Genomic DNA, 14023 nt, shown 5'->3' with positions numbered 1-14023 from the left:
CAGGGCAAAGCAACGTTCCAGGAGGGGGTGGAATGACAAGCCAGGATCGGCTTCGGGGGTATTGCGGCTAAGCGATGCCCAGACAGGCTACCAAAAATCTGTTTTCTGCCGGCTGGCGCTCTGTGCGCGAAGCGGGGTCGCAGCGCTTGGCGATAACGGTTTTCCTGCTGATCGCCGCGCTGATACTGGCGCGCTTCAGCTGGAACCTGCCGTTCACCGACAATGCCGAACGCGCGCTGTATGACTATCGCAGCTATATCCTGGCCGAGCAGGTGGAGCAGGACGACCGCGTGCTGATGATCGTTTATGACGATCAGACGCTGATCAACCTGCGCAAGCGCTCCCCGCTCGATCGCGGCCTGCTGGCCCGGGCCTTGCGCAATATCGATGGCATGGGCGCCAAGGCCATCGGCATCGATATCCTGTTCGACCAGCCGCAGGATGAAGACGGCGAACTGATCGACGCGCTGCGATCGATGAACACCCCGGTGTCCATCGCCTATGCCGAAACGGCGACGAATTCGCTCGATATCCAATATCAGCAGCAGCAGTTTCTCGATGAATTCATGGCCCAGCTGGAAGGCAGCAATGCCTACCCCGCCAGCGTGCGACTGGCCGAATCTTCGGGCGTCACCCGCGTGTGGCCAACCATAGAGGAAGGCCTGCCCCCGCTGCTTGGCCGCTCGATGGTGGAAAGCAACGCCGATGACGCGCATCTGGCGATGCCCGGTTATGAAGGGGCCATCCGCTATCGCAAGCCGGCGCTGGTAGACCGGCCGGTGTTCACCACGCTGCAGATCGACCTGTTCGCCAATGATGAGCTGCTGGCCATACCCGAAGTGCGCGCTCCGCTGGAGGAGCAGGTAAATGGCGCCTATGTGCTGCTGGGCGGGGACATCATCGATTACGACCGTGCGCTGACGCCGCTTTCCGGCTTCGACGATGATGCGGTGGCGGGCGGTGCGCGCGATGTGCGCCCTCCCGGAATTGAAATCCACGCCCACACCATTGCCCAGATGCTGGATGGCGCGCGCCTGCCGCATCCCTCGCCGCTGTTCCTGTGGTTCTTCGCCGGGGTGGTGGTGCTGGCAGCCGGACTGACCGCGCTGCTGGAAGTGAAGAGCTGGAAGTTCATACCCCTGCTGGTGGCGCAGCTGGCGCTGTTCATCGGCCTGCCCTTCTTCCTGCACGCGCGCGGGGTGGACACCTATCTGTTCCCCAGCATCGGCCCGGCGCTGGGCTGGGTGCTGGCGTTCTCCGCCGTGGTATCAGCCGCCCGGGCTGCGGGCGCGGTACAGCGCAAGTTCGCACAAGGCGCGCTGGGCAAATATCTGCCGCAGAGCATTGCCGAGGAGATCATCGAAAAGCCCGAACTGCTGGCTCTGGGCGGCGCCAAGCGGGAGATCTATGTGATCTTCTCCGACCTCGAAGGCTTCACCAAGATGAGCCATGCGATAGAGCCGGAAATGGTCGCCAAGCTGCTCAACCGCTATCTCGAGATGCTCAGCGCCGTGGTGCTCGATCATGGCGGGATACTGGACAAGTTCGTGGGTGATGCGGTGGTGGCGTTCTGGGGTGCGCCGATCGCCCGCCCGGACGATGCGGACCGCGCCGCACAGGCCGGCTATGCGATGTGGCAGGCTGGCGAGACTTTCCGCCAGGAAGTGGCGGCGATGGACCCGGACCTGCCCAAGATCGGCAAGACCCGCGTGGGCATGCATTTCGGCGAAGCGGTGGTCGGCAATTTCGGCGGCGAGAACCGCATTCAATATACCGCACTGGGTGATTCCATGAACACCGCCGCGCGGCTCGAATCGGCCAACAAGGCACTCAAGACATCGGTCATGGCCAGCCAGGAAATCGCCAGCCGCACCTCGCTCGACTGGTGGCGACCGATGGGCAGCGTGGTCCTGTCAGGCCGCTCCAGCCCCGTGGCCCTGTTTGAACCGGCCCCCGATTTCCCCAGGGAAGACCGGGAAGCGCTGGCCGAGGCGCTGGAAATGGTCGTCATGCCAGACAGCAAGGCCGCCGGCCTTGCCATGCTGGAGGAGATCAGCGCCCGCCATCCCGATGACGAGGGCCTGCGCGCCTTGATAGAACGCAGTCACAATCTGAACGAAGCGGGGGCGCATGTCCTTGCCGGGAAATAGTCACCACGGCATGCGGAAACACTCATCCAAGTCACACGCAATTCACATCGGGCGGCCTAAGCCTGAAAACAATCCAATCAATCCGGCTGACAAAGCTCTGCAGAATTTGCTACAGCACAGCCAAGAATTTGAACGAGGAAAGAGACTATGTCCTTGACCAGGGGAACACTCGCCGCTGTCGCATTGATTGCGACCGGCCTCGCCGTCACTCCGCAAAGCGCCGAGGCAGGCGTGGTCGTGTCATCCAGCGGACCGTCTGCCGGACAGTTCCCGGTCGGTCGCCAGATCGGCGGTAATGAGCGCATTACCCTGCGCGACGGGGACAGCGTGACCGTGCTGGACAATGGCGGAACGCGCGTGCTGCGCGGATCGGGAAGTTTCACGCTCGCCAGCCAGAGCGGCGCAAGCCAGAACCGCGCCTTTGCCTCGCTCACCACGCAAAGGTCGGCCACCAGGGCCCGCACCGGGGCGGTGCGCAGCGCGAATGTGGGCGAAGTCAGCAATCCCAGCCTGTGGTATGTCGATGTCAGCAAGGCGGGTACGATCTGCCTGCCGGCCGATCAGGGCGTGCGCCTGTGGCGCGCCGATACGCAGGCCGAAAGCACCTATTCCGTCGGAACCGGGAACATGACATCGCGCATTACCTTCCCGGCGGGCGAGATGCTGGCAAGCTGGGATGCGAGCAATCCGCCCAGCGAAGGCACCACTTACCAGATCGGCCACGGATCGGGCAGCAATGCGGTGGAGGTGAAATTCGTCTTCCTCGATTCCGCGCCTTCTGCTGCCGAGGAACTGGCGGCGACATTGATTGCAAACGGCTGCATGGAACAGCTGAACCAGATGTCCTCAGCGATGATGGGCGAATAGGTTACCATACAGGTTCTGTCCTGGCCGGGGGGTCCGGGCGGGGCGGAGATGGCGGACGGTAGGGGATTGTCCGGCATATAGTGCAAGTTTGGGGGGACTATAATGAGCAAGCGCGCGGAGCGGTCCGGATTTGCGGCACCCTTGCGCCGCCTGCGCAATCTTGCTCCCGGCATCGCCGTCGCCACTCTGGCACTGGCCGCGCTGTTTACCGGACTGCCGCAAGCCCAAAGCGCCAACGCCCAATCCGATACTGGCAGCGCCTATTCCTATACCGGCGTTGCCACCTGCGCAGGATCGACCTGCCACGGCCGCAGCGAAGGCAATGGCGAAGTGGTGCGGCAGGATGAAATCGCCACATGGCAGGAATCCTCCGCCGTCAGCGGCGCACACAGCCGGGCTTATGCCGTTCTTGGCTCCCCGCGCGGCCGGCAGATTGCCCAGTCGCTGGGCTGGGACAACGCCACCTCGCGCTCTGAATGCCTGGGCTGCCATTCCACCTTCGTGCCCGCATCCGATCGCGGTCCGCGCTTTCAAACCACTGACGGGGTCGGCTGCGAAAGCTGCCACGGACCGGCAGCGGGCTGGATCGCCAGCCATTACAAGGTGGGCGGCACCCACACCGCCAATATCGCCAACGGACTGACCGCGCTGGACCAGCCGCAGGCCCGCGCCCGCGTGTGCCTGGATTGCCATTATGGCAGCGCCGATCAGGGCCAGTTCGTGACCCATGCGATGATGGCAGCGGGCCATCCGCGCATTTCCTTCGAGCTGGACCTGTTCAGCGCCTTCCAGCAGCATCACGATGTCGATGCCGATTACCTGATGCGCAAGCGTGCGCCGGACAATGTGCAGTTGTGGGCCGTGGGACAGGCAGAGGCCGTGGCCCGCGCGACGGATCTGTTCGCCCGGCCCGAACTGGCAACGCAGGGCGTGTTCCCGCAATTCACCTTCTATGATTGCCACAGCTGCCACCGCCAGATCACCGACGGGGCGCAGCGCCGCCTGACGTTCGAGACCAATCCGCAGCGGCCCATTCCCTTTGGTCAGCCGCCTTTCAATGACGAGAACATCATCATGCTGGATGCAGTGGCGCAGGCGCTGGCCCCGGCGCGGGCAGACAGCTTCCGCAGTGCCAGCCGCAACTTCCACGATGCCATGAACGAGGGCCGCCCGCAGGCGCAGGCCGCCGCCATGGCGCTGCGCACGGAGGCCGCACGGCTTTCCGATGCGCTGGCATCGCGGTCCTATGGCGGAAACGATGCCTTCCAGGTGATCGCCACCATTGGAGATCGCGCCACCAGCACCCGCTTCACCGACTATGCCGGTTCCGCCCAGGCGGTGATGGCGGTGGATACGCTGCTCAACGCGCTGGTCACGCAGGGCCGCATCACCATTGGTGCAGCCGCCAGCATCCGCACCGACATCAACCGCGCCTACCAGGCGGTGCGCACTCCGGAGAGTTATCGCCCGGCGGAATTCCGCTCTGCACTTGGCAATGCGGTGGGCGCGATCGGACGTCTGCAGTAATGCGGGTGCGGGTGGCAACAGCACTGCTGGCAAGCGCCGCGCTGGTCCTTTCGGGATGCGGCGGCAGCAGCACCGGCACTCCGGGCGCAGGCGGCGGCACAGGTGGGGCCACGCCCACGCCTTCGCCCGCTCCGCCACCGGCTGGCGGTGTGTTCAACCCGCCCGCCGCGGAATCGCTTTCGGTCGCTGAAGTGCAGACCATCATCGCGCAGGCGGTGGGCGAGGCGCAGGCGCGCAGCCTGCCATCCTATATCGCGGTAACGGACCGGGTCGGCAATGTGCTGGCCGTGTTCAAGATGAACGGCGCGCCCGATCTGATGGAAGTCAGCCGCAAGCGCATTGGCGGCATTGCCCCTGTCGGCGGCGGTATCGGCCTGCAAGGAGCGACGGTTCCCGCAGTGACCGGCGCCATCGCCAAGGCCGTGACCGGGGCCTATCTTTCCAGTGGCGGCAATGCCTTTTCCAGCCGCACGGCCAGCCAGATCGTGCAGCAGCATTTCCCGCCCGCACCCAGCACGGTGGGGCTGGAAAGCGGCCCGCTGTTTGGCGTGCAGTTCAGCCAGTTGCCATGCTCCGACCTCAGCCAGCGTTACAATTCCGCTGGCGGTCCCGGTGCGCTGATCGGCCCCAAGCGTTCGCCGCTGGGCCTGTCTGCCGATCCCGGCGGCTTCCCGATTTACAAGAATGGCGTGGTCGTGGGCGGCATCGGCGTGATGGGCGATGGCGACTATGGCTTTGATGCCAACACGCTCGACATTGACAGCGATGCCGAGGAAGCGATCGCGCTGGCAGGCATACAGGGCTTCATGCCGCCATCCGCCATCCGTGCCGAGATGATCAGCGCCGATGGCACCACTCTGCGTTTCAGCGATGCCACGCCTGCCAACCTGGCCCCGCTGCACAGCAATTTCGCCGCCATCAACGGTTCTGCCGGGGCGCTGGTGGCGGTGACCGGTTACAGCGATGGCTCGCTTCGGGCGGGCACCACCTATGGCACGGAAGCTTCAGGCGTACGTGCCGCCAAGGCCAGCGAATTCACCAATCCCGATGCCTTTGTGCTGACAGATGGCAGCGGCAACTCGCGCTTCCCCATTCGCGCCGGCACAGATCTTGGCAGCGTGGCACAGCCGCTGACCGCTGCCGAAGTACGCGCCATCATGGAGGAGGCGTTCAAGGTCCTCTCGCACGCACGCGCGCAGATCCGCCGTCCGCTGGACAGCCGCATGCAGGCCACCATCAGCGTGGTCGATACGCATGGCGCGGTGCTGGGCATCGTGCGTTCGCCTGATGGCCCGCTGTTCGGCACCGATGTGAGCCTGCAGAAGGCGCGCACGGCGACCTTCTTCTCCAATCCATTGGCTGGCCAGCAATTGCTCGCCGTGCCGGTGCTGCCCGGTGTTTCCAATGTGCCCGCCTATGTGCAGCGCGTGCGTGATTTCCTGGGAGCGCCCAGCGCGCTGACCGGCACCCACGCCTTTGCCGACAGGTCGGGCGGCAATCTGTCGCGCCCCTATTTCCCCGATGGCGAAGTGGCGCAGATGCCCGGCCCGCTTTCGGTCGCCTCATCCGGCCTGTTCAGCCCCTTTGCCGTGGGTCTGCAGACCGATCTGGTGGCGGGAAATATCGTCCAGCACGTGACCTATGTCGCCAATGGCGGGGCCACGGCGGATACTGGCGTTGGCTGCACCGGCGTGCCCGAAGCAGCGCCCGGCCAGCGGCGGATCGCCAATGGTATCCAGATTTTCCCCGGTTCGGTCCCGATCTATCGCGGCGGGCAACTGATCGGCGGCATCGGCGTTTCGGGTGACGGTATCGACCAGGATGACATGGTCAGCTTCCTTGGCCTCAACAATGCCGGCGTTCGCCTTGGCACGCTGGGCAATGCCGCGCCTGCCATTCGCGCGGACCGGATCGAAGTGAACGTGCAGGGCCGCATCGTGCGCCTGCGCTATGTCAATTGCCCGTTCGCGCCCTTCCTCGACACGCCAGACCAGAATGTGTGCGTTGGCCTGTGAGTGTGTCGCTGCTCCTTGTGCCGCTGCTGATGCAGGCAGAGGCTGCGGCCCGGGCCGGGCAGGCTGATCCTGCACCGGAAGCAGAGGCGGCAGAGCAGGCAGAACAGCAGACAGTCAATCCCAACCCGCCCGCACCGCCGCCGGTTGACCCCGGCATTGTGGAGGGGCGCACGCGTCCCGGCTATGTGGGTGAGCTGCCCGATCCGGTTACGCAGGACAATCCCGGCGCCGTGCGTGCGCCGCCGCCACAGGCCTTCCCCACTGACCAGATCCCCATCCCCGATCGCTGGCGGCTGATCCAGAACCTGGGGCTGGTGACCGAACAATGGTCTGACCCGTATAACCAGAACACCTACAAGGGCGATCGCCCGATCTGCGTGAACAGCGATGAGGAACGCGAGTTCCGCGCCCGCCAGCGTGAGGAAGCCGCCGCCGCCGGGGTGGAGCCGCCCTATGGCAGCGCCGTATGCCGCACGCCGCGCTTCCTCGATCTGGAGGAGGACAAGTGGTTCTTCGTCGTCAACGCCATCAGCGATACCGTGTTCGAGCCGCGCACATTCCCCATTCCGGTGGGCGTGCAGACCACGCAGGACCCGGACCGGCTGGACGTGTTCGGCAATGATTTCTCCTATGTCTTCGCGCAGACCTTCATCGCCGGCTTCGCGCTGCTGAAAGGCTCCACCGCCTACAAGCCGCCAGATGTGGAATACCGGCTGACGCTGGCGCTCAACGTCAACCATGTAGATGTGCCCGAACGGCGCGTGCTGCACGTGGAGCCTTCCTTGCCCACGCACCGCACGGACCATTTTCTGGGCGTGCAGGAAGCCTTCTTCGATTACCACATCCGCAACACGTCCAAGCGTTATGACTTTGACAGCTTCCGCATCGGTATCCAGCCGATGCAGGCGGATTTCCGCGGCTTCCTGTTCAATGACAACCAGCTGGGCTTTCGCCTGTTCGGCACGCGCGACAACAACCGCTTCCAGTACAATCTGGCGGCCTTCTGGCGGCTGGAGAAAGACACCAACAGCGGGCTGAACGCGATCCTGCAGACCCCGCGCGATGACTGGGTGTTCATGGCCAATGCCTATCGCCAGGATTTCCTGATCCCCGCGCTCACCAGCCAGGTGACGGTGGTCTACAACCGCAACCGCGAAGCGGGCGATATCCAGATCGACGACAATGGCTTCCCCGTGCGCCCGGCGCTGCTGGGCTCGCTGCGCGGGCGCAATTACGATGTGGTGTACCTTGGCTATAACGCCGATGGCCGGCTTGGCCGCATCAACATCACCGCCAGCACCTATGCCGCACTGGGCGAGGACCGGAACAGCTTCTTCACCGATCGCCCGGCGCAGGTGCGCGGCTTCTTCGCCGCGGCAGAGGCCAGCTATGACAAGGACTGGATGCGCTTTCGCCTGTCCGGTGCATGGGCCAGCGGCGACGGCGATCCCTATGACAATACCGAAACCGGCTATGATGCGATTTTCGAAAATCCGGTCTTTGCCGGCGCCGATACGTCATACTGGATACGTCAGACCATTCCCTTTGCCGGCGGCGGGCGCGCGGTCAGCGTGAATGGCCGCAACGGCATCCTCAATTCGCTGCGCTCCAGCAAGGAGCAGGGCCAGTCCAATTTCAACAATCCCGGCCTGATCCTGGTGGGCCTGGGTGCGGATTTCGATATCTCTCCCGAACTGCGCCTGACCGCCAATGCCAACCACCTGTGGTTCGAGAACACGGCCACGCTGGAGGCCTTGCGCAACGAAGGGTCAATCCCCGCCGATATCGGCTATGACCTGTCCGCATCGGCGATCTGGCGGCCGAAAGCGACGCAGAATATCGTAGCCCGCCTGTCTGGCGCGGCACTGGTCTCGGGCGATGGATTTCGCGACCTGTTTGACAATCTGGGCAATGATCGGACGTATATTTCCGTGCTGGCAAATGTGACCTTGAGCTACTGATGCTGAGCTTCAGACTCCCCCGGCGCCACGTCGCCTTCGCTCTCAGCCTGATTGCCGCTGGCGGTGCCATGCTGGCCGGGCCGGACCTGCGCGCAGCAGGCGGCGGGGAAACTCCGGTTGAGCGCGATTACAGCCTGGTCACCGCCCTTCCAGCTCCGCAGAACCAGAGCGTGGCCGAGATGATAGCCAAGTCCGAAGGCTGCAATTCCTGCCACGTGCAGACCGATGCGCCGACCATGCATCTCAGTCCGGCCGTGCGGCTTGGCTGCGTGGATTGCCACGGCGGCAATCCGGCAATCATGGGCAATAGCGAGCTGGCGCAGGACCACCCGGACTATGTCGCCGCGCGCGATTCGGCTCACGTCTTGCCGACCCTGCCCGAAACATGGCACTTCCCCAGTTCCGCCAATCCGGAACGCAGCTATTCTCTTCTCAACAATGAATCGCCCGAATTCGTGCGCTTCAACAATCCCAGCGATTACCGCGTGGCGCGTGAGGCCTGCGGTGCCTGCCATATGCCGGTGATCGAGGCGGCGGAGCGCTCGCTGATGGCCACCGGTGCCATGCTGTGGGGCGGCGCGTCCTATAATAACGGCATTCTGCCGTTCAAGAATTACGTCGTGGGTGAAGCCTATACGCGCGAAGGCGAAGCGGCCCAGATCATGTCTCCGGGTGCGCCGCACGGCACGGTGACAGCCGAACAGCAGGCGCGCGGCGCGCTGGGCACGCTCTATCCGCTGCCGACGTGGCATGTGGTGCCCCCTGCCGACGTGTTCCGTGTGTTTGAACGCGGCGGGCGCAATATCGCCAGCCAGTTCCCCGAGATTGGCCTGCCCAACCCGACCGGCCTGATCCAGCGGCTGGAAGAACCCGGCCGCCCCGACCTGCGCCAGTCCAACCGCGGCCCCGGCACCGGCCTGCGCGCCGCCATTCCGGTGCTCAACATCCACAAGACGCGCCTCAACGATCCGTTCACATGGTTCATGGGCACCAATGACCAGCCGGGCGATTTCCGTCATTCCGGCTGCGCATCGTGCCACGTGATCTATGCCAATGACCGGGAGCCGCGCCATTCGCTGATCTATGCGCAATATGGCCGCGACGGGCAGTCGATCACCGTCGACCCCACCATCGCCAGCCAGATTCAGGAACTGCACGATGACGTTACCGGACATGGTGACGGGCATGGAGATGAGCATGGTGATGAGCATGGCGATACCCATGCCGCTCCCGTCCACGGTGCGCTGAAGCAACCCGGCGACGCAGACCATCATGACGATGGTCATGATGGTGGCCATGAGAGTGACGGCCTCAGCCCCGATCGCGAGCGCGGCCATCCGCTGCAGCACGTGTTCACCCGCGCGATCCCCACCGCGCAGTGCATGAACTGCCACATGCACCAGCCCAATATCTTCCTCAATTCCTACCTCGGTTACACGATGTGGGATTATGAGAGCGACGCGCCGCATATGTGGCCCGAGCAGCAGGCCTATCCCACGGCAGAGGAAGTGCGCGCCGTGCTGGACCGCAATCCCGAAGGCGCCAGCCCGCGCGGCAACTGGGCGGATCTGGATTTCCTGCGCAATGTCTATGACCTCAACCCGGAACTGAACGACACGCAGTTCGCCGATTACCACGGCCACGGCTGGAACTTCCGCGCCATCTTCAAGCGTGACCGCGAGGGCAATCTGCTCGATGCAGAGGGCAATATCGTCGATCCCGACGATCCCGAGCGCTGGCGCCGCGAAGGCGAAGAGCAGTTTGCCGAAGTGGGCACCAACCCCGGCAAGACCGTGCACATGATGGATATTCATGCCGAAAAGGGCCTGCAATGTGCAGACTGCCACTTCTCGCAGGATAGCCACGGCAACGGCCTGATCTATGGCGAAGTGGCCAATGCGATCGAGATCGGCTGCAAGGATTGCCACGGCACCGCCGATGCCTATCCCACCCTGCGCACATCCGGTCCGGCTGCACCGCCAGAAGGCAATGACCTGACGCTGATCCGCAATCCCGATGGCCAGCGCCGCTTTGAATGGACCTATGATTCCATGGGCCGGCGCCAGCTGACCCAGCGCTCCATCGTCGATCCCGATCTGGAATGGCAGATCAGCCTGGTGCGCGACAGCGTCGATCCCGCAAACCCGCATTTCAACGCCAAGGCGGCGCGCGCAAAACTGATGAGCGTGGACGGGGCGGAAACGGGCAATTTCGAATTCGGCCTGGGCATCACGCCTGAAAACCGCGCGCATGGCGATGAGGAAATGGCCTGCTTCACCTGCCACCTGTCATGGACCACATCCTGCGGCGGCTGCCATTTGCCGATTGAGGCGAACTGGGAAAGCCAGGTTCACCGCTATGAGGGTGAGACGACCCGTAACTTCGCCACCTACAACCCGCAGGTTGCGCGTGACGAGATGTTCCAGCTGGGCCGCCACCAGTCGACCAAGGGCAACCAGGTTGCGCCAGTTCGCTCCACCAGCGCGCTGGTCCTCAGCTCCACCAATATCAACCGGGAGCGGATCTATGTGCAGCAGCCGCCGATCAGTTCCATCGGCTTCTCCAGCCAGGCCTTCGCCCCGCATTTCCCGCATACGGTGCGGCTGACAGAGACCAAGACCTGCAGCGATTGCCACCTCTCCGAAGCGGAAGACAACAATGCCGTGATGGCGCAGTTGCTGCTGCTGGGCACAAATTTTGTGAACTTCGTCGGCCTTAACGCCTGGACCGGTCTTGAAGGCGGGTTTGAGGCGGTGCGCGTTACCGAATATGATGAACCGCAGGCGGTGATCGGCTCCTACCTGCAACGCTACGCCTACCCCGATTACTGGCGCATGCATGTGGAGGACAATGACCGCGAGCTGAAGAACTGGACCCGCGGCGAGGCTTTTGACGGCGACCTTTCAGGCGAAACCCATCCGCTGGAAGAATTCGCCAATGTGGTTGAGGGCACATCCGATGCGGTGCGCTGCCTGCAGACACGCGGCGAATATATCTTCGTGGCCGAAGGGCGCGGCGGTTTCCGCGTCTATGACATCGCCTCCATCGCCAACAAGGGCTTCTCGGAACGGATCATCACCGCCCCGTTCAGCCCGCTGGGCAATGATACGCATGTGAACACCACAAATGCCACCTGCATGGCGATCCCGACCAATCAGGCCATCGCGCCCACCCGCAATACCGAGCAGATGCGCGAGATGAACCAGGAACAGCCGTTCCTGCCGATCTACTCCTACGCCGTGGTTACCGATGCGGTTGAGGGGCTGATCCTCGTCAATGTCGACACGCTGGCCGATGCCGAGCTGCGCAACAACAATCTGGACCGCGCCGATCTGGCCAATGGCCGTGACGCGTGGAACCCGAACAACATACTGGCCGGTGCGCGCCACATCACGCTGGCGGGCGAAGTGGCCTATATCACAGCTGATGTGGGCCTGGTGGTGGTGGACCTGTCCAACCCGCTCGATCCGCAGCTCTCCGCCGTGCGCGAGATGCGCGATGCGCGCGGGTCCGCGGTGCAGTTCCGCTATCTGTGGGTGACCGATGCTGACGGGCTGAAACTGTTCGACATCACCAGCCTGCGCAATCCCGTAGCCCGGCCCGAAGGCACAGTGCCGATGGCCAATGCGCGTCGCCTTTATCTGGCGCGGACCTACGCCTATGTCGCGGCCAAGAATGAGGGGCTGGTGATCGTCGACATTACCCGTCCGCTGGCCCCGCGCGTGCATCTGCGGGAGACATTTGGCGGGCTGATGAACGATGTGGAGGATGTGGTGGTCGCCACCACCAACGCCTCGCTGTTCGCTTACGTGGCCGATGGCCGCAACGGCATGAAAGTGCTGCAGCTGACCAGTCCTGACAGCCAGCGCAATTTCTATGGCTTCAGCCCTGCGCCGGTGCCCGAACTGATCGCCTGGGCACGCACGCCGTCACCTGCCCTCGCCATGAGCAAAGGCCTCGACCGCGACCGCGCGGTGGATGAAACGGGCGGACAGATGGCCGTGTTCGGCCGCCTCGGCTCCCGCCCGTTCAACCGCGAGGAAATGGAAAACCTGTTCCTCACCAGCGCAGGTGTTCCGTGGATGGTCAGCGATGAGCCGGACATGGCGGCATGGGTGCCGGGTGTAGGGCCGTTGGCGAACGGGGAATAGGTGGCGACGTGCTGCGCGGGGGCAATGTCTGCTGACGACCCAGCTGCGGATGTTCAGTCTTTTGGGACTTCAAGCGGCATCTGACGGCCCACAAATGAATGGTAGGTTTGGCACGGCAACCTTGTGGCCTATGATGCATCAGGCTTTGTAGAAGGATTTGTGGATGATCTGCGGAAAAGTCATCATGGTGCGAGGCAAAGACAGCCTTTCAGAAGACTGGGGCGAGTTTGAGTTCCTTGCGCTTCCCTCTCCCGCTGATCGCATCATGATAATCAGAGATGCTACCGAGAACTACAGCACCGTCTTGGCCGTACATCATCACCCGTGCGCTGCAGGAAGCGGTGACAAACCAAGTGCGGAAATTGTTGCGAAATGGACCGGGTCGGGGCCGAAAATCAGATAAACCGATTGACCGCCTCCCACCCATATACCGACATGGGCAGCAAGCCACTGCGCGGCAAACCTTAACCCCCCAGACGTTCCTTCTCCATCTCGCGGATCATTGGCTGCAGGTGCGGGTTGTAATAGGCCAGCACATCCCAATCGCACACTTTCTCGTAATGCGAGACGAGCGTGCCGTCTTCCCAGCGGTGCAGTGCATAGCTGGGCGGTTCGGTGGTAATCAGCGCGCGGGCATCGGGCTTTTCGGATGAGATAGGCCGCAGGTCCATGGCCACCAGCGGCGCGACAGACGGCGTGACCGCCAGCGGAATGCCGCGAAAACTGGTGACGATCGGGCGGTGCAGATGGCCGCAATGGATCGCCAGAACCTGATCCATCCCCTCCAGCGCGGCGGCCAGGTTGAGGATCCACGGATCGTCCTCATTCGGGTCCATCCAGCCGATCCCCGCCACTACCGGCGGATGGTGCATGAAGATCACCGTGGGCGTGGAGCGTTTGGCTTCCAGGGTGGCGCGCAGCCAGTCCCGCCGCCGCTCACAAAAAGCACCGGCATGACGGCCGATCTCCAGCGTATCGAGCATCACCACCAGCAGGCCGTCCTGCTCAAAGGCGTACTGGATGAAGCCATCGTACACCGGAGTGGCGGGAAAGGCGTGCAGCAAGCCTTCGCGCGTATCGTGATTGCCCACCATCATGTGGACGGGAAACGGACATTCGGCCAGCAGCGCAGCCGTCTTGTCGAAGGATTCAGCATCACCGCGATCGGTGATATCGCCCGAACAGATAAGCATGTCCGGCTTGTTGGGCTGGCTCAGCAACCGGTCCAGCGTGGCGCGAAACCGCTGACGGTTCAACTCCTCCGGCCGGGCCTCTGGCTCAAAGCCGATATGAATATCCGTCAATTGCGCGATCAGCATAGATGCGCCCTCCCGTTACGGACCGCTGTGCGG

Annotated in this window: 7 protein-coding genes; 6 read left to right on the top strand and 1 reads right to left on the bottom strand. The window is 63.5% G+C overall.

What is annotated here, in order from left to right; all coding sequences use genetic code 11:
- Window positions 1-146 precede the first annotated feature (146 nt).
- The 6 genes from GRI32_RS09945 to GRI32_RS09920 all read left to right on the top strand — a co-directional run bounded on the left by GRI32_RS09945 (window position 147) and on the right by GRI32_RS09920 (window position 12671).
- Complete coding sequence (locus GRI32_RS09945; protein WP_237437508.1) at window positions 147-2150, top strand: adenylate/guanylate cyclase domain-containing protein; 2004 nt, start codon at window positions 147-149, stop codon at window positions 2148-2150.
- A 147-nt stretch (window positions 2151-2297) separates the two neighbouring features.
- The gene (locus GRI32_RS09940; protein ID WP_160591813.1) at window positions 2298-3017 is read left to right on the top strand and encodes a hypothetical protein; all 720 of its coding nucleotides are present in this window, start codon (window positions 2298-2300) and stop codon (window positions 3015-3017) included.
- A gap of 102 nt (window positions 3018-3119) precedes the next feature.
- The gene (locus tag GRI32_RS09935; protein ID WP_160591811.1) at window positions 3120-4544 is read left to right on the top strand and encodes a multiheme c-type cytochrome; all 1425 of its coding nucleotides are present in this window, start codon (window positions 3120-3122) and stop codon (window positions 4542-4544) included.
- Complete coding sequence (locus tag GRI32_RS09930) at window positions 4544-6559, top strand: heme-binding protein (RefSeq protein ID WP_160591808.1); 2016 nt, start codon at window positions 4544-4546, stop codon at window positions 6557-6559. Before GRI32_RS09935 ends, GRI32_RS09930 begins: the two co-directional genes overlap by 1 nt.
- Window positions 6560-6588: 29 nt before the next feature.
- Complete coding sequence (locus GRI32_RS09925; protein WP_160592065.1) at window positions 6589-8520, top strand: TonB-dependent receptor; 1932 nt, start codon at window positions 6589-6591, stop codon at window positions 8518-8520.
- Between the two features lie 68 nt (window positions 8521-8588).
- Window positions 8589-12671 (top strand): hypothetical protein, encoded by a 4083-nt coding sequence (locus GRI32_RS09920; protein ID WP_160592063.1) that lies wholly within the window; start codon window positions 8589-8591, stop codon window positions 12669-12671.
- A gap of 464 nt (window positions 12672-13135) precedes the next feature.
- Here the strand turns inward: GRI32_RS09920 and GRI32_RS09915 are convergent, their stop codons facing one another.
- A complete protein-coding gene (locus GRI32_RS09915; protein ID WP_160591806.1) occupies window positions 13136-13990 on the bottom strand; it encodes a metallophosphoesterase in 855 nt (284 codons plus the stop codon).
- Between the last annotated feature and the right edge of the window lie 33 nt (window positions 13991-14023).

The sequence above is a fragment of the Alteraurantiacibacter aestuarii genome (genome assembly GCF_009827405.1).
GTDB classification, from domain to species: domain Bacteria; phylum Pseudomonadota; class Alphaproteobacteria; order Sphingomonadales; family Sphingomonadaceae; genus Alteraurantiacibacter; species Alteraurantiacibacter aestuarii.
This window is presented reverse-complemented; position numbering and strand designations above follow the sequence as displayed.